This window comes from Tumebacillus avium, from assembly GCF_002162355.1.
In the GTDB taxonomy this organism is placed as follows: Bacteria; Bacillota; Bacilli; order Tumebacillales; family Tumebacillaceae; genus Tumebacillus_A; species Tumebacillus_A avium.
Genome location: NZ_CP021434.1, coordinates 4,443,760 through 4,466,569, shown reverse-complemented (window position 1 = coordinate 4,466,569; position 22,810 = coordinate 4,443,760). Strand labels below are relative to the sequence as shown.

General features: G+C 52.2%; 23 protein-coding genes. 18 read left to right on the top strand and 5 right to left on the bottom strand.

The features are described from left to right. The first annotated feature begins 268 nt into the window (after nt 1–268). The 3 genes from CBW65_RS20560 to CBW65_RS20555 all read left to right on the top strand — a co-directional run bounded on the left by CBW65_RS20560 (nt 269) and on the right by CBW65_RS20555 (nt 3,301). A complete protein-coding gene (locus CBW65_RS20560; protein WP_087458446.1) occupies nt 269–1,600 on the top strand; it encodes a tetratricopeptide repeat protein in 1,332 nt (443 codons plus the stop codon). A 3-nt stretch (nt 1,601–1,603) separates the two neighbouring features. Beyond that, entirely contained in the window at nt 1,604–1,771 is a 168-nt protein-coding gene (locus CBW65_RS24400) for a hypothetical protein (RefSeq protein ID WP_157722091.1), read from the top strand. A gap of 234 nt (nt 1,772–2,005) precedes the next feature. Continuing rightward, nucleotides 2,006–3,301, top strand: coding sequence for a helix-turn-helix domain-containing protein (locus CBW65_RS20555; RefSeq protein ID WP_087458445.1), 1,296 nt, complete (start codon nt 2,006–2,008; stop codon nt 3,299–3,301). 500 nt (nt 3,302–3,801) lie between these two features. Here the strand turns inward: CBW65_RS20555 and CBW65_RS20550 are convergent, their stop codons facing one another. Beyond that, nucleotides 3,802–4,710, bottom strand: a complete 909-nt coding sequence (locus CBW65_RS20550) for an AbiTii domain-containing protein (RefSeq protein ID WP_232463561.1) — start codon at nt 4,708–4,710, stop codon at nt 3,802–3,804. 877 nt (nt 4,711–5,587) lie between these two features. On the opposite strand from CBW65_RS20550, the gene CBW65_RS20545 reads away from it, so the two are divergent. The 4 genes from CBW65_RS20545 (at nt 5,588) to CBW65_RS20530 (ending at nt 10,185) form a co-directional block, all read left to right on the top strand. After that, a complete protein-coding gene (locus tag CBW65_RS20545; protein ID WP_087458443.1) occupies nt 5,588–7,021 on the top strand; it encodes a P-loop ATPase, Sll1717 family in 1,434 nt (477 codons plus the stop codon). A 104-nt stretch (nt 7,022–7,125) separates the two neighbouring features. Beyond that, nucleotides 7,126–7,314: a S1C family serine protease gene (locus tag CBW65_RS24970; RefSeq protein ID WP_087458442.1), complete on the top strand. Its 189-nt coding sequence runs from the start codon at nt 7,126–7,128 to the stop codon at nt 7,312–7,314. 113 nt (nt 7,315–7,427) lie between these two features. Beyond that, nucleotides 7,428–8,816: a TldD/PmbA family protein gene (locus CBW65_RS20535; protein WP_087458441.1), complete on the top strand. Its 1,389-nt coding sequence runs from the start codon at nt 7,428–7,430 to the stop codon at nt 8,814–8,816. A gap of 7 nt (nt 8,817–8,823) precedes the next feature. After that, a complete protein-coding gene (locus CBW65_RS20530; protein WP_087458440.1) occupies nt 8,824–10,185 on the top strand; it encodes a TldD/PmbA family protein in 1,362 nt (453 codons plus the stop codon). 23 nt (nt 10,186–10,208) lie between these two features. Here CBW65_RS20530 and CBW65_RS20525 read toward each other — a convergent pair whose 3' ends face one another. Further along, nucleotides 10,209–11,435 (bottom strand): MDR family MFS transporter, encoded by a 1,227-nt coding sequence (locus tag CBW65_RS20525; protein ID WP_157722090.1) that lies wholly within the window; start codon nt 11,433–11,435, stop codon nt 10,209–10,211. 148 nt (nt 11,436–11,583) lie between these two features. On the opposite strand from CBW65_RS20525, the gene CBW65_RS20520 reads away from it, so the two are divergent. Further along, on the top strand, nt 11,584–12,378 hold the full coding sequence (locus CBW65_RS20520; protein ID WP_087458438.1) for an MmgE/PrpD family protein: 795 nt from the start codon (nt 11,584–11,586) through the stop codon (nt 12,376–12,378). Between the two features lie 50 nt (nt 12,379–12,428). On the opposite strand, the gene CBW65_RS20515 is transcribed toward CBW65_RS20520, so the two are convergent. Beyond that, nucleotides 12,429–12,887: a hypothetical protein gene (locus CBW65_RS20515; protein ID WP_087458437.1), complete on the bottom strand. Its 459-nt coding sequence runs from the start codon at nt 12,885–12,887 to the stop codon at nt 12,429–12,431. A 347-nt stretch (nt 12,888–13,234) separates the two neighbouring features. On the opposite strand from CBW65_RS20515, the gene nth reads away from it, so the two are divergent. Next, nucleotides 13,235–13,906 carry an endonuclease III gene (gene nth, locus CBW65_RS20510; protein ID WP_087458436.1) on the top strand — a complete coding sequence of 224 codons (672 nt, stop codon included), beginning with the start codon at nt 13,235–13,237 and terminating at the stop codon, nt 13,904–13,906. Nucleotides 13,907–13,909: 3 nt separating this feature from the next. Here nth and CBW65_RS20505 read toward each other — a convergent pair whose 3' ends face one another. Next, nucleotides 13,910–14,668 (bottom strand): TRM11 family SAM-dependent methyltransferase, encoded by a 759-nt coding sequence (locus CBW65_RS20505; protein ID WP_087458435.1) that lies wholly within the window; start codon nt 14,666–14,668, stop codon nt 13,910–13,912. A 146-nt stretch (nt 14,669–14,814) separates the two neighbouring features. Between CBW65_RS20505 and CBW65_RS20500 the strand changes: the two genes are divergently transcribed. From CBW65_RS20500 to CBW65_RS20480, 5 genes are all read left to right on the top strand, one after another. Beyond that, a complete protein-coding gene (locus CBW65_RS20500) occupies nt 14,815–15,171 on the top strand; it encodes a Lin0512 family protein (RefSeq protein ID WP_087458434.1) in 357 nt (118 codons plus the stop codon). 97 nt (nt 15,172–15,268) lie between these two features. Continuing rightward, a complete protein-coding gene (locus CBW65_RS20495; protein WP_157722089.1) occupies nt 15,269–15,976 on the top strand; it encodes a C40 family peptidase in 708 nt (235 codons plus the stop codon). A gap of 64 nt (nt 15,977–16,040) precedes the next feature. Further along, nucleotides 16,041–16,973 (top strand): cysteine synthase A, encoded by a 933-nt coding sequence (cysK, locus tag CBW65_RS20490; RefSeq protein ID WP_087458432.1) that lies wholly within the window; start codon nt 16,041–16,043, stop codon nt 16,971–16,973. 5 nt (nt 16,974–16,978) lie between these two features. Then, entirely contained in the window at nt 16,979–17,320 is a 342-nt protein-coding gene (locus CBW65_RS20485) for a rhodanese-like domain-containing protein (protein ID WP_087458431.1), read from the top strand. 5 nt (nt 17,321–17,325) lie between these two features. Beyond that, on the top strand, nt 17,326–18,093 hold the full coding sequence (locus CBW65_RS20480; protein WP_232463382.1) for an SDR family NAD(P)-dependent oxidoreductase: 768 nt from the start codon (nt 17,326–17,328) through the stop codon (nt 18,091–18,093). Between the two features lie 35 nt (nt 18,094–18,128). Here CBW65_RS20480 and CBW65_RS20475 read toward each other — a convergent pair whose 3' ends face one another. Further along, complete coding sequence (locus CBW65_RS20475) at nt 18,129–18,509, bottom strand: hypothetical protein (RefSeq protein WP_087458430.1); 381 nt, start codon at nt 18,507–18,509, stop codon at nt 18,129–18,131. Nucleotides 18,510–18,661: 152 nt separating this feature from the next. On the opposite strand from CBW65_RS20475, the gene CBW65_RS20470 reads away from it, so the two are divergent. The 4 genes from CBW65_RS20470 to CBW65_RS20455 all read left to right on the top strand — a co-directional run bounded on the left by CBW65_RS20470 (nt 18,662) and on the right by CBW65_RS20455 (nt 22,794). Next, nucleotides 18,662–18,859, top strand: a complete 198-nt coding sequence (locus tag CBW65_RS20470; protein ID WP_087458429.1) for a cold shock domain-containing protein — start codon at nt 18,662–18,664, stop codon at nt 18,857–18,859. A gap of 142 nt (nt 18,860–19,001) precedes the next feature. Next, nucleotides 19,002–19,595 carry a YkoP family protein gene (locus tag CBW65_RS20465; protein WP_087458428.1) on the top strand — a complete coding sequence of 198 codons (594 nt, stop codon included), beginning with the start codon at nt 19,002–19,004 and terminating at the stop codon, nt 19,593–19,595. A gap of 33 nt (nt 19,596–19,628) precedes the next feature. Next, nucleotides 19,629–20,084, top strand: a complete 456-nt coding sequence (locus tag CBW65_RS20460) for a hypothetical protein (protein ID WP_087458427.1) — start codon at nt 19,629–19,631, stop codon at nt 20,082–20,084. A 217-nt stretch (nt 20,085–20,301) separates the two neighbouring features. Next, nucleotides 20,302–22,794, top strand: a complete 2,493-nt coding sequence (locus CBW65_RS20455; RefSeq protein ID WP_087458426.1) for a transglycosylase domain-containing protein — start codon at nt 20,302–20,304, stop codon at nt 22,792–22,794. Nucleotides 22,795–22,810: the final 16 nt, after the last annotated feature.

Below are 22,810 nucleotides of genomic sequence, written 5' to 3'. Positions count from 1 at the left end.
CTCCGCTATATTTGCCTTACGTAGGACTAAAGTAGAGATGTCTACGAGGCGATCTGCCTGTAGTCCGAGTCTTGTAGAGTTTGCATTCTTATTTACGAAAAGTAACCTGGACTGTCAAGAACAGGACGAAGTGAAGTTCTATTTCACTTGCCTCTTTTATTAGTATTTCGAGAAAAACTTATTTTTTGAAAAGTACGTACAAGATACGAATGATTTTTGTTATAATTATTCTCGTTAATTTTATATATCGCTTAGGGTGGTGGGCATTATGCTTACAGATACATATGCAAGGATCGGACAAAGGGTTAAGGCGTATCGGAAAGAGCGTGATCTGTCTCAGGATGAACTTGCAGACGGCATCTGTTCTCGTCAGACGATCAGTTTGCTTGAAAACGGCCAACACTTTCCGTCCGTTGATTTTATGCAAAAGATCGCAGAAAGGCTCTCCATACCGTTGCATGAGATCATGGTTGATGCAGCCAAGGAACTCGATGTCAAAGTACAACTCGAAATTATGCAGGTCTACATTGAGCGTGGGGAATACAGTGAAGCGTTCTCTATTTTTGATGAACTCGAAAGCCGCGACGACCTGCTGATTTATCAAAAGCGTGAACTTGCACTGTTGCAGGCTGAATGCCTGATGCGAACGGGAAAGGCCGAGCAATCGGTGAAGATATTGACCGGATTGCAGCAATCTTTAGAGCAACAGCGAGAATCGGACGATTATTTCATGGCGACGCTATATGACAAGTTAGGCACCGCTTACTACTTTTTATCTCAAATCGCTACAGCCCATGCCCATTACATGCGGGCATATCAATTGTCTCAACGATTTTCGGAGTTTAATCTTACGGCTGCTCGCATCACATACAACTTTGGTAAGGCTTGTCGAATGATTGAACGTCATGCGGAAGCGGTGGAACTGCTTTCGAGAGCAAAAGCATTTTTTGACAACATTTCCGACACCAAACGGTTGGCCCTCACTTTGTTTGAATTGGGAATTGCGAGCCGGGACCGAAACGAGATCGAGCAGGCAGAGGAGTACCTCAACGAGTCCCAGGCTTTGTTCAAGGCACTGAATGTGATGGGGTTAGCACGGCGAGTCAGAGAGTCTTACGCCTACACGATATTAGCTCAAAAAGATCCTAAACGGGCAATTGAAGAACTACGAGAGTGTGTGAATGAGTTTGAGAACGCTGGAGATACTGTTCAGTTGGCATATTCCTATGCGAGAATGTCGAAATTGCATCTAAGGCAGGGGGAGACTGAGGAAGCGGGTAACCTATTGCGTTCTGCTTTGAGGCTGTTTACGGAGAATGAGGCTGAGCACAATTTCGAATTTGCCACTGTCTATCAGGGTTATGCGGAATATTCACTCAATATTAAAATGATGGATGACTGTATCGCGTTCTCCTTTAAAGCATCTGAGTTTTTTGGTAAAATGGGCTTCGACAGGGATGCGGCTGACTCGCTTAAATTATCTGTGAAAGCATATCGCGAACTTGGAATGTTGGAGGAGGCATTGGACGTTTCGGAGAAAGTCAACGAATTGCTATGCCGTTTCCATGACCAATTTCGCTTATCTAAAGGGGGGGAATAAGTAATGAAGAAATGGATGGCAATGGTTGCACTTTCCGCGTTTTTCGGTGGCATTTTCATGAGTAGTTCTTCTGTGGTTGCAGTTGAAGAAGGCGGCGATCCGATGGCATCGACACTTGTTGCAGTTGAAAAGGGCGGCGACCCGATGTCGCAGAAGTATTTTCAAATTTGACTCGGGACCAGGAATAGTCATACCTTATTTGGCCACACATTGACCGCTCAGGGAACTGAGGGGTTTTTTATTTTGTCTTGATTTTGCTAACGTGTATCTCTGCATTTCCAGATTATTTTTTATTCCTTGGCAAAGTCCAATCTAATAGAATCGCATTGTAAGAGTAAATTCCTTAATGTTTGATGCGGCTTATTTACAACCCATACAATTCTGAAAAAGTGAGGTGATTTATAGATGTCTTCGTATCCGCTGTCTTTTGGCTCACGCATTAGAGAACTTCGTTTAAAGAAAGGACTCACGCAAGGAGAATTAGGCAAAGGTCTTGTCACTGCAAGCATGATAAGTCAAATCGAATCGGACAAGGCATACCCATCTTATGCAGTCCTCGCCGCATTAGCAGTCAGACTGGACGTACCACTCGAATCTTTGCTGAGAGATGTTGACTTAGGCATGGAAAACGCGGCCAAATATAAAATGGCCTTGACGATGATGCAGTCGAGCGAATACAAATCGGCTCTCCCGATTTTCGAGGGACTTCTTGAGACGCAACTCACTGGTGTCACGGAGGAGGTCATTCGGCTCAACTTGGGCAGATGCCATTTTGAAAGTGGCCGTTTTAAGCAGGCGGCAAAAATCTTTTCCGAAGTGGCGGAAGTTGCGGCTTTAAAAGTAGACCAGCATTCTGTCGTCGCTGCGTTGATAATGTTGGGTCAGGTTGCTTGGAAACAAAGAGATTTTCCGATAGCCTTGCATTATTCTCACCATGCTTTGGCGGAGTATGAGAAACTGGATCTCCAGAATTCCCAAATCTATGCTGAGATTCTTACTCAAATTGCCTCTGTAAATCGTGAGATCGGCAAGGTAGCGGAGGCAATTCGATATTATGAGGAAGCCGTAACATATCTCAGCTGTGATCTCGAATCCTGCAAAAGCTTGTATCTCCAACTCGCTGATACGTATTACAGAAAAAGGGATTTTGCAAAGGCTGATGAATACGCAACCAAGGCACTCGCCATTGTTGATGTACTTGCAGATGAGGAAGCCCAGCGCGAATGCCAGCGTCAGTTAATCATGCTAAAACGTCCCAACGTTGATTCACAGCGATCTATTGATGAACTGCTTGATCTGGTGAAGCTCTTCGAACATAGAGGGCAGATGGAACAAGCGGGTCGGGTGTATACAGACATCGCGACCATCTACCTAGAAAACGGTGACATGGAAGCGGCCTGGGCATTCGCGGAAAAAGCCAAAGCCCTCCTGCCGCAGTTCCACGAATCAACCGGCAGGGCATATCGAATCCTCGGGAATGTGTTCACGCGAACGGACCGGCGTGAAAAAGGGTTCAAATATCTCGAAAATGCGATCAAGATTTTTGTACACAACAAACTGCTTTCTGAACTGGAAGGAATAATACAGGAATTTTGCCTATACCTCGCGGAACAAGGCGAATACTCAGAAGCACTAAAAAGACGAGAGCAGTTCCACGAATTCATGATGCAGCAACTGTCTGATCGGGGACTCGTTCTTTAAAACTGGAAGTTTACGAAACGAAAGGCGACCGCATAGTGGTCGTCTTTTCTTGTACCTTGTGTGCATATCTAAGCGGAGACGTATAGAGCCGCCACCGAAAGAGGTCAGTGATCGACCCGGAGGAGCGAAATCTTATAGTCATGGGAAATGCCCATCTTGCGATCATTTATCGTGAATAGTTTAAGAAGGCTCAAAAAATCGAATTCAACAAGAGGAAATAGCGAGATATTGGCGAGTAGGTGTACCTTCTAAGCGGTCGTATTCGCTGCGGGTGTTGCGGCTCGCCGTGACGGAGAATCTACTAGGCAGCATGAAGGATCAGGCAAAGGATCGCATCAGTTAAAAGTAGATTGAGCCCCTTACAACGCAATCTGTCGGCTTACTTGAAATGAATCTGCCTGTTCCAATTAATCGAAAAAAGCCTCGGAAAATACTCCGAGGCAGGGCTATGAGTCATATTACTTGACAAGTAGCCAATAAGGAAAACTTGCGAAATATTGTCACTGAAAGTGTGGGAGAAGTGCAGCTAATTTGTTTAATATTGCAGTGGCAGCTAGACTTCCAGTTGTGCCTTCTGCAATATTTCGGATTGACTTCATTGCCTCCCCGATAATGCCTTTTTTGGGTTTGGGAGAGTTAGCCTGTGATTCTAATACACTAATTTCAGCCGCTAGCTCATCTTTTTTATCTTGGTCCCCGATCTCCTCAAGGAGTTTCTTTACTTCACCAATAAGCGATATAATTTCTTCTTTTTTCACTGAGTCTGAATTAACTGTTGATGTTTGAGTAGAGTTGTCCGCATTCTGCTGTAACTGCGAGTTCGTCATACTTCCAATAACATTTAAGATGATTCCGGCTGTGTTTGGAGCCTTTTCTTTTTCCATATCGCTAAAAGTCATCCCTTCCCCTAATATTCCTTCTTCTTCCAGCTTAAGAGTCCACTCTAAGATAATGTTCCTTACCCTATCGACAATTCGTTGAAACTGCGTTGCAGGAATATGTAGTGATACTTCGAGGTCATATTCCATCATTTGCATAAGCGCTCTTTGTACGTTTGCAGGAAACTTGTACATAAGCGTTCCTTTACTATTTTTTTCGCCTGTTTTAATGTGCTCCTCGATCTCGGTAATAGGACTAGGTAGATTTCGTTTAGAGAGAAGTTCAGCTGTTTTTTGGTCAAGATACACTGGAATGTAACCATGATACGGATTTAACGCCTTTATTTCTCCATGAACCACCCTATAGTTGGGAGACGGGTGAGTGGGGTCATCATATCCGTTTAGTTCAAATTGAGACCACTTTACAAATTCCTTCACCTGCAGCTTCTTTGCCAAGGTAAACGCCTTTCGAAGTAATATTGATACAGAAGTGCTTTGCTCTAATGCTTCACGTTGTAACTCTAACACCATTGATGCCACGTTATATGTTCCTCCTAAATTGAAGCTGAAATCTTATACTTATTCTGGTTTGAGTGCTGTGGATATAATTTTATCGGAAAAACTCAGGAGTCTGCAATATCAATCTTCAATATAATTTTTCAAATTTCAAACTAACTGAGAAGACAGCCAAGTGTGTCTTTATCGCGTGCATCGGCTGTCCTCTGGGCCTCGACCACAGCGTCACCGTCGGCATCATCTCCGCCAATGAACGCCCGATCACCATCGGCGACCTCCAAGTTGCCCGCCGATCCAGACGGACACCGCGAGCAACAGCGGTAACAGAGGAGGTCCCTTGATCAACTTGCGCGGCGAAGTGATCGGTACGAACACCGCCGTCAGCGCCTCCTCGCTTCCTTCTATCGAGGACCATCTCAAGCTCCATCGTTTTGGGAGTAGATGGGGAGTATTATACGCTTACTCTAAGACAATCGGACGAACCAGGATTCGCCGGAGATGACGTCTATGTTAGCTACGTAGTAAGAAGGAACTTTACCTACAACAAACTCTGGAGCAGGCCGAGTTGAGTAAACGAGGGTTGGGTGAGTCAATAATAAAGCTATTTGCAACCGATATTCATGTTTAGGAAAAGAGTGTTGGTGGGAGAGCAATTCTACGTGATCTGATCGAATGTATCAGGGTCAACGAGGGCGGCGGTCCAGTAGGATGTGCGATTTAGGTTTGAAGGGTTGGGATGTAAGAAAAGGGTAGGGTATCGTGCCTCTTGTATTTCCATGTGGTGTTTACGTGACGTGACAATTGCATTATATTATAATTAACCTTAATAAGCCTCTACACATAGTATTGAAAAGAGATAAGAACCCCAAACGCGGGAAGGACTGATTTTCTCATGTACAAATTCAAGGATTATGACTTTGGATTTGCAGATTCTGAGACAGAGTACGATCTTACACCACATTTACTTGAATCAGCTTTTTATGACCCTACAAATATTATTGATCAACTGATAAATGGGTACAAGTTTCTTTTGAGTGGTCGCAAAGGTACTGGAAAAACAGCTTTCGCAAGTAAATTGAGGTTAATTTCCGACTCTGACCCTTTGGTAAATTGTAAATATAGAAACCTAAATGAATTTCAGTTTAAAATTTTTTATAAATTAGGTAGTGTAGATCTTACTGGTGGGAGTCGATTTTTGACTCCTTGGAAGTTGATGCTGCTCCTAGAAGTTATGTCGGAGATCCGAGATATTGAAATAGGTTATAATCCGGATTTTGATAAATTATACACATCATTAAAGAATTATGGATTACTCGGTACAGACGACATTTCAAGGGTTGTTCGTACCGTATCAAAGAAGGGGTTTAGAATTCCAATTCCTAAACTTGGGGAGCTTATAAATGGTTCATATGAACAAGAAACTGTGTTAACTTCTTTGGACAGCATTGTTGATACAATGTTAGATGTAATCAGTACGTTGGAATTAAATGAGTCTAAAATCTTGATTGTCATTGATGGCCTTGATGATTCACTGCGTGGAAAGGATAGGCAATTAGATACTGTTTCTGGACTTATAAGAGCAGCGAACCTTCTCAACAAACATTTCTCACGGAATGAAATTAATGTGAAATTTATTGTACTAGTTCGTCCAGATGTACTTGCTCTATGTACCGATACTGACTTGAATAAAATCCTAAGAGACTCAAAACTTGATTTGAAATGGTATCGAGATGTGAGAAATCCATTAAATTCAGACTTGATGCAACTTGTGAAATTGCGATTTGCTAATGCTGGAAATAGAGAAATCGAAGCAATCTCATGGTATGATTTTTTTCCTAAAATTGTAAATGGAAATGACTCATGGCAGTTTGTTTTAGAACACACACTTCTACGACCTCGAGACGTTCTCCAATTCTTGATTGAGTGTAAGAGTCTCTATCCGGATCATACGAGTCTGAGTGAACAAGAAACAAAAGCTGTATTGGCCAATTACTCTGAAGGGTATTTTTTGGGGGAACTTCTGAATGAATTAGTAGGATTTTTACATGACCGTACTATTCGAAGTTTGCCCGGATTGCTTGCTGAAATGGAAGGTGGGAGTTTTACTTCTGATATGTGGAAGGATGCTTGTAAAAATTACGATTTAGAAGAAAATCCCCGCATAATCCTTGCGCTGTTGTTCGACTCTGGGTATATTGGGCAATTATCTAATCGTGGAAGCAAAACGTTTGTCAATTTCAAGTATAGAGACTTACATATCAGAATAAACTACAACAACTCTTTCTTGATCCATAGAGGACTTTTTAAATCGCTAAATGTAAATTGAGTTATTGTAGTGGTTGTAATAGGCGTGTAATATACTCAGGGCAGAGAAGTGAATTATTTTGAATTAAAATGTTATTTCTTTAAATGTGTTCCACGCTGACTCCTATGTGTCTTAATGCTTATTTCGGTTGCCCGCTGATCAACATGCGCGGCGAAGTGATCGGCATGAACACCGCCGTCAGCGCTTCCTCGCAAGGGATCGGCTTTGCCATCTCCATCGATGTGATCAAAGACGCCATCGACGACCTGATGGAGTCGGTGCCGAAGCGCAAAGCGAAACGTAAGAAAGCGTAAAACCACCCTTTGCCGGGTGGTTTTTCTTCGTTACACGAAAATTTTCAGGCAAAAAGTCTGATATTTGTGATACGATTATAAGATAAAGGTTTTGTATACAAGGGGGTAAGCACATGCTGTCTCAAGCATTGATCGAAGACGTATTAACGGCGGCTCTGGAGACCGGAGGCGACTTTGCGGACGTGTTCGTGGAAGATAAGACGATTAACACGATCAGCATGATCGGAGGCAGCGTCGATTCGGCCCTGTCCGGTCGTGATTTTGGCATCGGGATTCGCGTGATTTCCGGGCTGTTTGCCGTTTACGCTTATACGAATGACTTCCGCCGCGACAATCTGCTGAAAGTGGCGCGCCAGGCGGCGCAAGCGATCCGCGGCACCAAGCGGGACTTGACGCTCGACCTGCGCCGCTCCATCTTGCAGCCGGCGCACCCGATTTTGATTTTGCCGGAATCGGTCAGCAAGGCGAAGAAGATCGAATACATGCGCCGTGCGCACGAAGCGGCGAAAGCATATGATCCAGTGATCTCCCAGACTTCGATTTCCTATAAAGATGAGGATCAAAAGGTGCTCATCGCCAACTCCGACGGCCTGTTTGTGGAGGACCGCCGCACGCGCCATCGCATGTACATGGAAGCGGTGGCAACGGTCGGCAATGAAAAATCGATGGGCAGCTCCGCGCCGGGCGCGCATCGCGGGTTTGAATTTATGGAGAACCTGAACATCGAAGACCATGCTCGCCTCGCCGCGCATACGGCGAAGACGATGGTCAACGCGGAATTTGCCCCCAGCGGGAAAATGCCGGTCATCATCGACAATGAATTTGGCGGCGTCATTTTCCATGAGGCGTGCGGACACGGTCTGGAATCGACGTCTGTCGCAAAAAAAGTCTCGGTGTTCTCCGACAAGGTTGGTGAACTGGTCGCATCACCGCTCGTCACCGCGATCGACGACGGCACGATTCCGAACGCCTGGGGCTCTTCGACGATCGACGATGAAGGCACTCCGACGCAGCGCAATCTGCTGATCGAAAACGGCATCCTCAAAGGCTACCTGATCGACAAGCTTGGCGCCAAGCGCATGGGTACAGAATCGACGGGGTCGGCGCGCCGCGAGTCGTACAAATTCGCTCCGGCGTCGCGGATGAACAACACTTACATCGCGGCCGGCAGCACCCCGCCGGAAGAGATCATCGCTAACACCGAATACGCGCTGTACGCAAAATACCTCGGCGGCGGCTCGGTAAACACGGCGACGGGTGACTTTAACTTTGTCGTAAAAGAAGGCTACATCGTCAAAAACGGCAAGATCGAGAAGCCGGTGCGCGGCGCGACTTTGATCGGCAAAGGCATCGACGTGCTGCAAAAGATCGACATGGTCGGCAGCAACCTCGGCTTTGGCCAAGGCATGTGCGGCTCGATCTCCGGCAGCATCCCGGCCGATGTCGGGCAGCCGATGATTCGTGTGTCCGAATTGACGGTTGGCGGACGGAAAGGGGAGTGACGGGGCGATGACGATGGATCTCAACCAATTAAAGCAGGTCGTGTTTGAAAAAGGGCGTGCTCTCGGGTTTGCGGAAATGGAAATCTACTACCAGGCGGACCGCGCTTCCACCGTTCGCATCTTCAAAGGCGACATCGACGCCTTTAACATCGTGGAACGGGCCGGCGTGTCCTTCCGCGGCGAATATCAAGGCACGATGGGCACGGCGTTTACGGAAAAGCTCGACGAAGAATCGATCGTTCGCATGCTGCAGGCGGCAAAGGAAAACGCTGAAGTGACGCAAAGCGAGGAAAAAGCCGAGCTGTTTGCCGGATCGGAACAGTACCAGGAAGTGCGCGAGTGCTCCGATGAGCTGTACAACACCGACGCGGCCACGCTGATCCAAACCGCGCTTGAGATGGAAGCAGCCGGGCTGGCGGCCGACCCGCGCATCGAGTTGTTGAACTCCTGCTCGGTGGTCAACACGAACAGCGAAGTGATGATCGTCAACACGAAAGGCCTCGACTGCAGCACGGCCAGCACGATGGCGGTCTGCCAAGTGTCGGCGCTGGCTAAAGATGGCGATGAGGTAGCGACTGCGTATGACAATGCCTACAGCGTCACGAGCATCGCCGATCTGGACGTGAAGGCGTTTGGCGAGCGTGTTGGCCGCGATGCGGCTGCCAAGCTGGGCGCGCAGACGATCGAATCGGATAACTATGAGATCATTTTCCGCAACAACGCGATCGCGACGCTGCTGCACACCTATTCGTCGATCTTCTCCGGCTCCAATGCGGACAAAGGCCTGTCTGTGCTCCAGGGACGCCTCGGCGAAGCGGTGGCCGGCAGCAACATCACGATGATCGACGACGCGCAGTTCCCAGGCGCTCCGGGCAACACCCCGTTTGACTCGGAAGGGGTGGCAACAGGCCGGACCGAAGTGATCAAGGACGGCAAGCTCGTCTCCTACCTGCACAACCTGAAAAGCGCGAAGAAAGCAGGCGTGGCATCGACTGGCAATGCGTTTAAAGCAGGCTATCGCGGCGACCTGACGACGTTGCCGAACAACCTGTTCATCGAGCCTGGCAGCCAGTCGCTCGATGAGCTGATCGCCGGCACGAAGCGCGGGATCATGATCATCGAGATGCAAGGCTTGCATGCGGGCACCGATCAGATCTCCGGCGACTTCTCGCTGGCTGCGCTTGGCCACTACATCGAAGACGGCAAGATCGTTCGTCCGGTCAACCAGATCACCGTGTCGGGCAACTTCATCAAGATGCTGCAAGACGTGGAGGCGGTCGGCAGTGACCTGCGTTTCCAAGGCACGGGTCGCGGCGCATGCGGCGCTCCGTCGCTGAAGATCAAGTCGCTGACCATCTCCGGCAAGTAAAAGAACGCAAATAGAACGGACCATCAGGTCCGTTCTTTTTTGTGTGTCCGCGCGTACAGGATAAAGGCGGCGGTAGGAAGTGCATGCAGGAACACCATCACCATCAGCAAGGTGGAGAACGACGTGTTGTCGTAGAGCAGTCCGCCCAGCATCGGCCCGAGCATTCGTCCGGCGGTGGACGCGCTGCCGATCAGCCCTTGCAGGAACCCGGCTCTGGATGGCGGTGACAGCTGCGCGACCGCAGCCGGAATGCCCGGCCAGAGCAGCATTTCGCCAAAGGTGAGGATGATCATGCCGATCATGAAGACCCAGTAGGAGTCGGCCGTCAGCAGAATCGCATAGCAGAGCAGGAACAGGGCCGTGCCGAGGTACATCTGCGACGATAAGGTCTTGAAGTATTTGACGACATAAGCGAGCAGCGGCTGTCCGGCAAAGATCAGCACCCCGTTGATCGTCCACAGCAAGCTGTACATCGACAGCGCGATGCCGTTTTCCTGCATGTGTACGGAGATCGAGGTCTGCCATTGCACGTAGACAACCCAGATCGTCAGAAAGCCGACAAAGAGGGACATCACCGGCACCCATGGAATCTTTCGTTCGATCAGCACGCCTGCTGCAGCCGTTTCGTTAGCAGAGGCAGCCTGTGCGGCCCGCGCGGCTTGCGCTTCCGGGGAAACCGGACGGTCGTGAATCTTGAACAGCACAAACACGGCAAACAGCAAAAACGTAAATGCTGCCGAGAAAAAGGCCAGTTGGAATGAGTAGGAAGCGACGAGGCCGCCTGCCGCCGTGCCGACTGCCACGCCGATGTTGTTCGCCACGTAGATGAAGTTAAACGCGCGGCGTCCTCCTTCCGGCCACGACTTGGCAGCAAAGGCGTTCAGTGCCGGGAAAGTGAGGGACGCGGTAAAGCCGTACAGGAACATCACCGTGACATAGAGCGGCCAAGAGTCAAACAAGCCGATCAAACTCATCAGGGTGGCAGACGAGAACAATCCAAGCAGCAGCACGGGCCGGCCGCCGATCTTGTCAAACAAGGTGCCCCCGGTCAGCTGCCCGATCGACGCGCCCGCCGAGTGCAACAGCAGCACGATCCCGGCGACGGTGAGCGGGCGGCCCAGTTCACCTGAAATGTAAAGTGAGTTCAAGGGCCAGATAAAAGACAATCCGGCTACGTTCAAAAAGCCGCCGAATGCCAGAAACCATAAGATTTTCGGATAAGTATTCACCGCATCTCGAAGTCGGGTCATGATGCCCATTCTATGATCATCTCCATATCGTTCGTCTATGACCTGCCTATTCTATCAAACTAGAGTAAGAGCGACAATGGTTTGCCCTCCCACCGACTTTTCTTTATAGTGGATACAGAAACCTTATGTCGGCAGGAGGAGAAAAAGCATGCAAGGGTGGCTGGAACGGGCCCGTCAAGCGGTGTGGCCGGAGTGGAGTTATGAAGAGATGATGAAGATCAAGCTCTGCTTCCTTGAATACTTGGGAACAGGGTTTGCACTGAAAGATACGGAAGAAGGCGTGCGGCTGGCGGAGCATCTGGAGGCGTTTGGCGGGGAAGAGCAGGCGATGCTGTTTGCCACCGGCAACATGGTGACGGCGGCGCAGGCGGTGCTGGGCAATGCGGCGGTGAGCGATGCGCCGCTGTTGTATCCGACGGTGCTCGCGGCGATTGAATTGCAAAACAAAGGCGGCAAAGAGCTGACAGCTGCGCTTGGCGCCGGTCTGGAAGTTACATACCGCATGGGCGACCATCCGCAGGCACAGCTGCTCGGCGCGCTGGTTGGAGTCGCCAATGCATTTGAACTGGATGAAGACGGGTGGAGCGTGCTGGTCGGCACGGTATTAAACCATCGCAATCTGCACGCTGCGACCGGCATGGCGCGGGCGCTGCTCGCCCACGATCTGCTGCTCGCCGGGTCGCTGGCCCGCGATGAGTGGAGCGAGGACATGGCGGAGCGCGGCGAGGTGCCGGACGAGTGGCTGCAGGCGATGCAGGAGCAGACAGCGGAGCCGGGACTGAACACATTTTTAAAAGCGCTCGATCTGAACGCCGACGAGATCATAGTCAACTTCCGCGAACAGGCGGAAGGCAAGATTCCGGCACCTCATATCGAATATTACATCGACGCGGTGATGGGGATGGAAGACATCTGCTGTGTCCCGCTGTTTTTCAGACGCTAGAAGATAAGAGAGCAGGCTTCCTGAGGAAGCCTGCTCTTTCGTTTGCTGGATTACTGCTCGCTATCTGCGGCAGCGACTGCCAGCAGTTCTTCGCTAAAGCCGTGTTCGCGGATCTTCTCCACCAGCTCCGGGACTTTCTCGGTGTCACAGACGATGCTCTTCGTCGGTGACGTGCCGATGACGAGCTTGATCTCTTGGAAGGTGACAAGGTTCAGCACCGCTCCCAAGAACGTTTCGCTCACGCCGACGACCCGCCATTCCGGGTTGCTGATGCGAATCGCCGATTCGCACTCCTGAGCGATCTCTACGGTTGGGAACAAAGGAATGACCATCCCTTGACGGCCAAACGGCAGCTCGATGCCCGGATAAGCAAAAATCTCGCCGGCGTTCTGCTCTCCTTCAAACTTCATCAGCGTATAAAAAGGTTCGCCTGCCGTGCCAAGAGCCGGCAGATGCTCCTCCCACACTTTGCGCATCGTATCGATCTGTTCCTGGGTCAAAGTTGCCACGATGAAACCTCCCTCTCGCTACTGTTTGAATTTTATATCTTTTGTATCTTTTATTATAGATTATATAGTATTTAAAGAAAATAGGGATGATGCCTGTTTTTGTCCTCCCGTGTGCAACTGCCGTTCCGAGCGGTGCAAAAAGCCATAAAATAAAGATAAAGCAGTACAAAAAAAGAGGTGTCAAACATGGAAGTGCCCGAATGGATACGCAAACACCGGAAGCAGATGGAGCTCGGGTTGCGCGCCGCATGGTCGATTGGAATGAGTATCCTCTTTCTTTCCCACTATTTCTAACAGGAAAAAACGGGTCGTTGTCGAAAGGTGTATTTTGGGGGGAACGACTCGTGATGAAAAAAGCAGAAGTGCCCGTTTTGATCGAACATTTAAAAGATATGTATCCGGATGCCCATTGTGAGCTGGTGCATAACAACCCGTTTGAACTTTTGATCGCGGTGGTGCTGTCTGCACAGTGCACCGACAAACTGGTCAATGAAGTGACGCCGGGCCTGTTTGCCAAGTACCCGCAGCCACAAGACTTTCTGAATGTCACCCAAGCGGAGATGGAAGACGCGATTCGGCGGATTGGATTGTTTCGCAACAAGGCGAAGAACATCCTCGAGACCTGCCGCAGACTGGTCGAAGAGCAGGGTGGACAAGTACCGAATGACTATGACTATCTCGTCAGTTTGCCGGGAGTTGGGCGCAAGACGGCCAATGTGGTGCTCAGCACGGCGTTTGGCGTGCCGGCGATTGCGGTTGATACACATGTGGACCGCCTGTCCCACCGGCTGGGTCTGACCAAAGCGGAAAATGTGTTGCAGACAGAACACGACTTGATGAAGAAACTTCCGAAGGAAGAGTGGACATTTACCCATCACGCGCTGATCTTGCACGGCAGACGCGTTTGCGCGGCCAGAAGCCCGAAGTGTGAGATCTGTCCTCTGCAGCCGATCTGTGACTATTATAAAAAGGAAACCAAGAAAGCGGCGAAGCAAACCCGTAAAAAGGCAGGAGTATAAGCCTTAGCGGAAGTGCTTCGGCGCTTTTTGTTTTTTCTGGAAAATGAAGAGATATTCATGATTGTGCAGCGGGACGGGTAACTTGTAGACAGGAGTGCGGGAATCGTAGATGTCTTTGACGGAGAAGCCGCGGGAGAGGAAGCGGTGGATGAACTGGAAGCCGAGCGGCATCATGCGGCCGCGTTCTTTGATGTCACCGATCAGCAAGGCGCAAGTGCCACCCGGCTTCAAAACGGTGTACAGCTCAGATACAACCTGTTCGATCGCGAGCAGAAAGTCGCGGGAAGAGAGCAGGGACAGATCGGTCGGATTGCTTGAGGAAAAACGATACGTGCTGCCATAAGGCGGCTGCGTGACGACGAGGTCGACCGACTCTTCGGCGATAAACTGGCTGAGCTTGCGGGCGTCTCCGCAGAGCAAAGTGGGGGAAACGTTCCCTGCGAAGACATCCAAACGCCGCAAAGCCGCGTCGAGCATGTGTTGGTTGCAGTCGACGCCAACCGCCTCGCGCCCCATCATCAGCGACTCCAGGATCGTGCAGCCGGAACCTGCGAATGCATCGAGCACCGTGTCGCCGGGACGAGAGTACATATTGATCAGATATTGTACCAGAGCGGGGGAAAAGGAGAGAGCGAAGGCTCCTGCCTCCTCCCGCCCGGGTTGGGGGGAATTCCAGTCCGGATGCAGCAGATCGAGCTGTGCACCGTGAAATACCTCATGTGAACGAATGGGGGATTGGTTCAAAATTGCGGGAGTTGCCATGGAACCTTCACTCCTTTCAAAGTCTCTGTAAGAAGATTGTACTATGAAAGGTTTGATTTGACAAGAACATATGTTCTGTTTTGTTTATAGCCCGCATTTTTTATATGATCATACTTGGATAAGAACACCAAGAGAGGGGAATTGTTATGAACGTGGTCTTTATCGAAATCGGAATGGGTGTCGACCTGCACGGGCAGGATGCGACGTCTGCTGCTGTGCGCGCCTGCAAAAACGCGATCGGCACCAACTCGATGCCGGGCATCCGCAGCATCTTGCCGGAGGGCGACATCAACAACATGAAAGTGCGGGTCAAGCTCGGCGTTCCCGTTCCGGCTGAAGAGGTGGACATTGACAAGGTAAAAGCAACATTTCCTTACGGCCAGGTCTCCGTGGAGATCGTGCAAGGCGGCCTGATCTGTTCGAGCGGCGTCGTGCTGCCCGACAAAGGAGATGTAAACGATGAAGTGATCGTCGTCAACGCGGCGGTGGAAGTCGGCTACTAAGTCTAAAAGGTGGATAAGCCTACATATGATGAACATAGAAGATCACTCTGTTGCAGGGTGATTTTCCTTTTTTCTCAACTACGGAAGGAGTCGAATGATGAACAAGAGTCAGCATTTCATTTCCGTTTGGCTTTGCACCCTCCTCATCTGCGCGCTCGCCCTCTCCGGGCCGCAGGGGAGCATCCCTACACTGGCGGAAGGCGTGTCAAAACAGCCCGTCGGCCAGGCAGAACACACGTTAGTCTTGCGCACCGAACAGGGACAGTTCGGCGTTACATATAATGGGGTCCAAGGGACCGGACATGATGAGCTGCAGGTGGAAGACCGTCAACTGGCGGAGCGAAAGCGCCACGCGCGCGAAGAGAAGATCCGCATGCAGAAATTGCTCGCCTCGCGCTCCGTCCACCTCACGCAATACGCCAAATGGGTGAAGGCGCAGCAAGGGCTCAGCGTGGCCCGCGCCGCCGAGAGCTTTGTCGGCTCGCCTTACGTCTGGGGCGGCACGACCCCGCAGGGGTTTGACTGCTCGGGGTTCACGCAGTATGTCTATGCGCAGCACGGCGTGGCGGTGCCGCGCAATTCCTATGATCAATTTGATGTGGGCAAGCCTGTGCAGCAGCAGGAGTTGCAGCCGGGCGATCTCGTCTTCTTTACCACCTATGCCCCCGGCCCTTCACACTTGGGCATTTACGTCGGGGAAGGCAAATTCGTCCATGCCCTCAATAATGATACGGGCGTCATCACGTCGACGCTCGACAATGACTACTATAAAAACCGCTTCCTCGGCGGCAAGCGGGTCATTTGACAGCTACGGAAAAACATGCCACGATTAGTACAGATACCTGTATCACTGATCAGGAGTTGGGGCAATGAAAATCGTACATAACATGGCAGAATTAATTGGCGAAACGCCGGTGGTCAAGCTGTCCCGCCTCGCTCAAGGCGAGATGGCCGACGTGTATGTCAAATTGGAGATGTTTAATCCCAGCCGCAGCGTCAAAGACCGCGCGGCGTCCAATATGATCGCAGAGGCGGAAGCGGCCGGGCTCTTGCAGCCTGGCGCCACGATCATCGAGCCGACCAGCGGGAATACGGGAATCGGTCTCGCGATGGTGGCAGCAGCAAAAGGGTACCGGGCGATCATGATCATGCCCGATACTGCAACCAAGGAGCGCATTGCGATCCTCAAGGCGTACGGCGCAGATGTGGTGCTGACGCCGGGCGCTGAGCGGATGACCGGCGCGGTGGCCAAGGCGGAGCAACTCGCCGCGCAGATTCCGAACAGCTTCATCCCGATGCAGTTTGAGAATCTTTCCAATCCGAACGTGCACCGCAAGACGACCGCCCGGGAGATCTATCAGCAGATGGAAGGCCGACTCGACGCTTTTGTCGCCACGGCCGGAACGGGCGGCACGATCACCGGAACGGGCGAGACGCTCAAAGAACTGATTCCGGGGATCAAGGTGTATGTCGTGGAGCCGGAGTCTTCGGCCGTCTTATCAGGCCAGCCTCCGGGTCCGCACAAGATCGTGGGCACGTCGCCCGGCTTTGTGCCGCCGATCTTAAATCGGAGCGTCTATGATGAAATTTTCCGGATCTCCTGCGTTGATGCGCAGGAGACGACACGAGCCCTCGCCCGGCAGGAAGGCATCCTCGTCGGCACCTCGGCGGGCGCTGCTGTCCATACGGCGATGAAAGTGGCGCAAATGCTCGGGCCCGGCAAGCGGGTGCTGTGCATTGCGCCGGACACGGGCGAGCGTTATTTGACGAGTGATCTGTTCGAAGCTTGTAAGGAGGAGTAAGCACGATGGCAAAGGAAATCGATGGCATCCGTCAACTGGATGCTGCTGAACTGCAGGGAATTTTGGAACAGGCAAAGGAAGGCAAGATCAAGCTGATCGACGTGCGGGAGCCGCATGAGTACAATTCGGGCCACATTCCGGGCGTGCCGCTGATCCCGATGAATGACATCCCCGGCAAGATGTCCGAACTGAACAAAGAGGAAGAGTATGTCTTCATCTGCCGCAGCGGCAACCGCAGCCACCAGGTATCCCGTTATTTGAAGATGAACGGTTTTGACAAGGTGACCAATTTCTATGGCGGCATGCTCTCGTGGAGCGGCCCGACGAAGCAGGGAATGGACGAATAATGCTGATGCTGCAAAATCAAATCGTCCTGATCACCGGCGCCTCCAGCGGCATCGGCCGGGACGCAGCGCTCTTGTTTGCCAAGCACGGCGCGGTCCCGGTGCTGGCTGCGCGCTCGATCGACAAACTGCAGTCTTTGTCGGAAGAGATCAAGGACCGCTATAACATCGAGGCGCCTTTTTATGCCCTCGATGTCACCGATGAGGAAAATGTGAACCGGGTAGTGGACGATGTGCTGAAGCGCTTCACCCGGATCGACATCCTGATGAACAACTCCGGCTATGGATTCTTCAAATCGACGGAAGACATCACGATGGAAGAGGTCGAAGGGATGATGAATGTCAACTACTTCGGCCTCGTGCGCATGACGAAAGCGGTGTTGCCGTCGATGCGGCAGCGGGGCAGCGGGCACATCATCAACCTCGCTTCGCTTGCCTCTTTCATGGCCGGCAAGAAGCACGGGGCGTATGCGGCGACCAAACATGCGGTGATGGGCTTCTCGGACGCCCTGCGCTACGAGATGCGCGGCACCGGGGTGACCCTGTCCACGATCAACCCGGGCCCGGTGGAAACTCCGTTTTTCGACAAGGCGGACCGCAAGAGCGTGCCGAGCATCGTGGGCTTCCTGAAGCCGGAAGAGGTGGCGGAGACGGCGCTGAAAGCGGCGGTGCAGAAAAAGCCGCTCTACGTGCTGCCCAAGTCCGGCTACATTCCGGTCAAGCTGCGCCATCTGCTCCCGCGCCTGTACGACTGGGCGATGAGCAGCGCAAAATAAAAAGAGCCTCCTCTCATGGCGAGAGGGGCTCTTTTTTACGGCGTAAAATGGTTGTGCGGACTGCCCGGCAGGAAGAACCGCTCGAGGAAGAAGAACTGTCGCGGCGACCCGGTGAACACCGCTTGGAGGATGTCCAGCATCTCGTCGACGACCATGTCGAAGCGGGGTGCGTATTGCAGGGTCACATCATTTAACTGTAAATGATGATTGCGGTATTCGACGCCTTCCTCGAGGTCCTTGTACGGGAACTTGTGGACGGCGGTGCGCAGGAAATTGTGCCGCGAATCGGCGGCGAACAGCGTGTAATTGCCTTGTTCGTCGATGAAGAGCACCCCTTCCGGCTTGTAGTAATAATCTCCCGGATCTTCAACGTTTAAAGTGTAAACCTTAGTGATGTGAGTTGGCTTTTTTCTCATTTGGAAATCGCTCCTGTTTGGATCGTTAATCTTCGTTTACGCAACATAGGATTATTGACTTCGAATTTCAGACAAGGTAAAATATTACACAAAGGTAAGATTGGGAATACTAGTTTTGCCTTTATCTTTAATGTACCGTTAGGAGGATTCCCATGCAAGGTAAAGTGAAATGGTTCAACGCTGAAAAAGGTTACGGTTTCATCGAGCGCGAAGACGGTGACGACGTATTTGTTCATTTCTCCGCGATCCAAACCGATGGCTTCAAAACCCTCGAAGAAGGTCAATCCGTTTCCTTCGACATCGTGGAAGGCGCTCGCGGTCCGCAAGCAGCAAACGTAACGAAGCTGTAATCTAACTGCGAACAAAGCCTCCGGGATTCCTTTCCCGGAGGATTTTTGTTTTTACACAGCGCGGACCCTTCCAGCATACACTTGATATGTGACGCCCATACTAGGTAGGCAGTCCTTAGAAGCTCTGTAAGGGGAGACCAAGATGAACCGAATCGAGTTAACCCTGTGGAAATGGGGAGACATCCTGTACAGGATGGTCCGACGGTTCGACTATGAGGACCGTCAGGGCAAAAATATATTCCGCATTCGTGTCCGGCATTATACCGGTCCTGTGATCCGGCTGCCGGACGGCAAGGAGATTCACAGCGGCGACTGGGTAGGATTTTTGCACTTTTACAATCTTCGTCTTCAACAAATGCTGCACGGCGTCACGTCGGACAACCGGCGCGGGGTGATCGTGCTGCGCGAGACCCAGCGCTCGCTGCCGGAACTGGTCGAGTTCCTCTGCAAACATCCGCGCGGCGAACGGATCAAGGCGCTGATCGGCGTCACGCTGCTCAACCGCGGCGTGGAACCGCTCGGCTTCACGGTGCAGGATGTGCCCGTCACGCGCTGGTTTCGCTTTAAAGCCTGGTACATGCGGCTGATGATGCTGTTTTGCCATCCTGAAGGCAAGCGGCGCGTATCGCAAGGCAAACGCCTGCCGCTGAAGCGCGTTTTGATCCCGGTGGAAGATTTGATTCGCAGGTATGGGAAAGTCCCGTCCCGAGCTGTCATAGACATAGACAAGGGCTAGACCCAAATCGATCTGACAGCAGAGGTGGAAGGCTTGAAAACATGGGTGATCGCCGGCATCATCGCCGCGTTTGCGTACGGGGTGTACAGCATCCCGTTGAAATACCTGAGTTCGGACAAATATCTCAAAGCGCCGCTGGAGCTGATCGCGCTGGGCCTGGCGCTCGGCGTGGTCGTCACGGCGGCCGGTTTTGCCTGGCTGCGCGGCGGAGGAACGGCGATGTTCAGCGCGCCAAACGTCTGGACCTATCTCTTGATCGGGGCGGCGGCGGGCTCGGTCTGGCTGATCGGGACGCTGACGGTGACCGGCGCGTTTCGCGATCCGGCGACCAACGTGGCGCAACTGATCCCGCTGGTCAACGCCAACACGCTGGTCGCGGTCGTGCTCGGCCTGATTTTCTTTAACGAGCTGCAAAACGGCGCCGACCTTGGCAAAATCGTCATCGGCGGCAGTCTGATCATGGTCGGCGGCTACATCCTGAGCGCCTGATCGCAGTCTGCCGTGTCTGAAAATTGCATCTATGATGAAAAGTGAAACCCCTTCCCTGTGTCGGCCGTCTATAACAGGGTAAGGGGTTTTGTGTGGACAGAAAAACGATTGCTCTTGCGAATAGGAGTAAGAAGGTGCAAACCGCGATTCCTGTACGAATCTACCGTTTGTCTGTTGACGGGACGTACAGTAGAATGTGCAAAAGAGGTGATAGGTTGTGGGGAAAAAAATCTTACGGAGCATTTTGATTGCCTTTTTGGTAACCGGTATCGCTGTCATTCTCATCGGATGCAGCATCGCGCTCCCGACATTTGATAAATCGAAGCTGGAGATCGAGTACAAGACCTCGTACATCTATGACCGGGACGGAAATGAGATCATGCAGTTCCAATCGGTCGCCGGTGAAGGGGCGAAGTTAAGCGAGATTCCAAAAGATCTGCAAGATGCGATCGTGGCCGTTGAGGACAATCGCTTTAAGAATCACAACGGCATCGACTTCCGGGCGATCGGACGCGCGGTGTACCGCGACATCATCACCGGATCGAAAGCGGAAGGCGGTTCGACGATCACGCAGCAGCTCGCCAAAAACGTCTACCTCTCGCATGAGAAGACGTTTACGCGCAAGGTCAAAGAGATCTCGCTGGCGGCACAGATCGAACGCAATTATTCCAAAGACGATATTTTGGAAATGTACTTTAACCGCATCACGTTCGCAGGCAACGTGACCGGTGTGAAATACGCAGCGGAAGTGTATTTTGACAAAGGCGACCGCATGGAGGAACTGACGCTGGCCGAAAGCGCCCTGCTGGCAGGTCTTCCCAACGCGCCGAGCGCGTACAACCCGCGCGCCAACCCGGAGCTGTCGATCGAGCGCCGCAACATCGTGCTCGACCAGATGCTCAAATACGAGTACATCACCAAAGAAAAATATGACGCGGCGATCACCGAGCCGCTGCAGCTCTCTGAGAAGCCGGGCGATGACATCAAAGGCATGGATCAGGAAGTCAAATATCCGTACTACCTCGACTACGTGCTGGAAGAGGCGTCGGAGAAAATGGGCATCGAAGCGGAGCAGGTGCTGCGCGGCGGGGTGAAGGTCTACACCAACCTCGACCCGAAACTGCAGGATTCGCTGCAAAATGCCTACAAAGACCCGGCCAACTTCCCGAACAACGCGGGAGACGGCACTTGGGCACAATCGGCGTCTGTCATCGTGGACCCGGAGACGGGCGGCGTGCTGGCGCTGGTCGGCGGACGCGACAAGCCGGAGCTGGAGCACACCCCGCAGGCGGTGCTCAACCGCGCTTCGATGGCGAAAGTCCGTCCGGGCTCGTCGTTTAAGCCGATCATGGTCTACGGCCCGGCGATCGACACCGGCAAATACTCGCCGTCTACCATCTTGAACAACAAGGCGGGCACCGAGTTCGCGGGCGGCTATAAGCCGAACAACTGGAAGCTGTGGCCGAAAGACAAAGTCACGATGAATGAAGCGGTCATCTGGTCGCTGAACATCCCGGCCGTCTCTCTGCTCAATGACATGGGCGTGGATGTCGGTTATGAATACACGACGAAAAACTTTGGGATTCCGCTGAAACAAGAGGACTCCCAGCGCCTCGGCGTTGCACTGGGCGACGTCGATGTCACGCCGCTTGATCTGGCCGGCGCTTACACCGCATTTGCCAACAACGGCGTGCGCACCGAGCCGTTTGCGATCCGCGAGATTCAAAATGCGGAAGGCGACGTCCTCGCTGCGATCGAAGTGAAGTCGCACGAAGCGATCAAGCCGGATACGGCGAAGACGATCACCCGCATGCTGAAAGCAGCGGTCGAGCAGGGCACCGGCACCAGCGCCCGCATCTCCGGCCGCGACGTGGCCGGCAAGACCGGCACGACCGAAATGGGCCAGACCGGCGGCAACCGCGACGCTTGGTTTGCCGGGTACACGCCGGGCTATGTGATGGTGACGTGGATGGGCTTCGACCAATCGGACGAACAGCACTACCTCGCCAGCCAAGGTTCGGAGATTCCGTCCGCCCTGTTCTCGAAAGTCATGTCTGAAGGCCTGCAGGGCCGTCCTGCGCCGCGCTTTGACTTAAACGTCTCCAACAAGCCGGTCGAGGAAGAAAAGGACGACAAAGACAAGGCGATCATCAGCGACCTGTCTGTAAAACTGCAAGGCAACAAGGCGGTGTTGACCTGGTCGCCGGTCGACGTGAAAGACGCGAAATACTTCTTGTTCCGCGCCGAAAAGAATCCGAACGGCACGGTGTCCAACTCGGGCGGGATCGGCGAGTTGACCAAACCGGGCTATACGGATACGAACATTCAGCCGGGCAAGACCTATCTCTACTCGGTTGTCGTGATGAAGGGCAGTGAGAAGCTGTCCGACTCCAACTTCGCCCAACTGACGGTGCCGGGGCAGGAGCCTGCCGATCCGCAAGAGCCGGATACCCCGACCGAACCGGAAACGCCGGGCGAACAAGGCGGCAATGGACAACAGCCGGGTGGTGGCACCACCACGCCGACAACACCGGGCACGCCAGGGACTCCTGGCGGCACACCGACCACACCAACCGTTCCGCCGACCAATCCTGATACGCCGACGCAGCCGGGCGGTGGCACCACCACTCCGACACAGCCGGGCACAGGCGGCGAAAACGGCGGTGGCGGAGACACGACACAGCCTTCCAATCCGGGCACTGGCACCTGATCCTGACTCCATGGAC

Excerpts from the sequence above, each read along its gene's own strand:
- CBW65_RS20560 (WP_087458446.1), top strand. The coding sequence starts at position 269 with ATGCTTACAGATACATATGCAAGGATCGGACAAAGGGTTAAGGCGTAT.
- CBW65_RS24400 (WP_157722091.1), top strand. The coding sequence starts at position 1,604 with ATGAAGAAATGGATGGCAATGGTTGCACTTTCCGCGTTTTTCGGTGGC.
- CBW65_RS20555 (WP_087458445.1), top strand. The coding sequence starts at position 2,006 with ATGTCTTCGTATCCGCTGTCTTTTGGCTCACGCATTAGAGAACTTCGT.
- CBW65_RS20550 (WP_232463561.1), bottom strand. The coding sequence starts at position 4,710 with ATGGTGTTAGAGTTACAACGTGAAGCATTAGAGCAAAGCACTTCTGTA.
- CBW65_RS20545 (WP_087458443.1), top strand. The coding sequence starts at position 5,588 with ATGTACAAATTCAAGGATTATGACTTTGGATTTGCAGATTCTGAGACA.
- CBW65_RS24970 (WP_087458442.1), top strand. The coding sequence starts at position 7,126 with ATGTGTCTTAATGCTTATTTCGGTTGCCCGCTGATCAACATGCGCGGC.
- CBW65_RS20535 (WP_087458441.1), top strand. The coding sequence starts at position 7,428 with ATGCTGTCTCAAGCATTGATCGAAGACGTATTAACGGCGGCTCTGGAG.
- CBW65_RS20530 (WP_087458440.1), top strand. The coding sequence starts at position 8,824 with ATGACGATGGATCTCAACCAATTAAAGCAGGTCGTGTTTGAAAAAGGG.
- CBW65_RS20525 (WP_157722090.1), bottom strand. The coding sequence starts at position 11,435 with ATGACCCGACTTCGAGATGCGGTGAATACTTATCCGAAAATCTTATGG.
- CBW65_RS20520 (WP_087458438.1), top strand. The coding sequence starts at position 11,584 with ATGCAAGGGTGGCTGGAACGGGCCCGTCAAGCGGTGTGGCCGGAGTGG.
- nth (WP_087458436.1), top strand. The coding sequence starts at position 13,235 with ATGAAAAAAGCAGAAGTGCCCGTTTTGATCGAACATTTAAAAGATATG.
- CBW65_RS20505 (WP_087458435.1), bottom strand. The coding sequence starts at position 14,668 with ATGGCAACTCCCGCAATTTTGAACCAATCCCCCATTCGTTCACATGAG.
- CBW65_RS20500 (WP_087458434.1), top strand. The coding sequence starts at position 14,815 with ATGAACGTGGTCTTTATCGAAATCGGAATGGGTGTCGACCTGCACGGG.
- CBW65_RS20495 (WP_157722089.1), top strand. The coding sequence starts at position 15,269 with ATGAACAAGAGTCAGCATTTCATTTCCGTTTGGCTTTGCACCCTCCTC.
- cysK (WP_087458432.1), top strand. The coding sequence starts at position 16,041 with ATGAAAATCGTACATAACATGGCAGAATTAATTGGCGAAACGCCGGTG.
- CBW65_RS20485 (WP_087458431.1), top strand. The coding sequence starts at position 16,979 with ATGGCAAAGGAAATCGATGGCATCCGTCAACTGGATGCTGCTGAACTG.
- CBW65_RS20480 (WP_232463382.1), top strand. The coding sequence starts at position 17,326 with ATGCTGCAAAATCAAATCGTCCTGATCACCGGCGCCTCCAGCGGCATC.
- CBW65_RS20475 (WP_087458430.1), bottom strand. The coding sequence starts at position 18,509 with ATGAGAAAAAAGCCAACTCACATCACTAAGGTTTACACTTTAAACGTT.
- CBW65_RS20470 (WP_087458429.1), top strand. The coding sequence starts at position 18,662 with ATGCAAGGTAAAGTGAAATGGTTCAACGCTGAAAAAGGTTACGGTTTC.
- CBW65_RS20465 (WP_087458428.1), top strand. The coding sequence starts at position 19,002 with ATGAACCGAATCGAGTTAACCCTGTGGAAATGGGGAGACATCCTGTAC.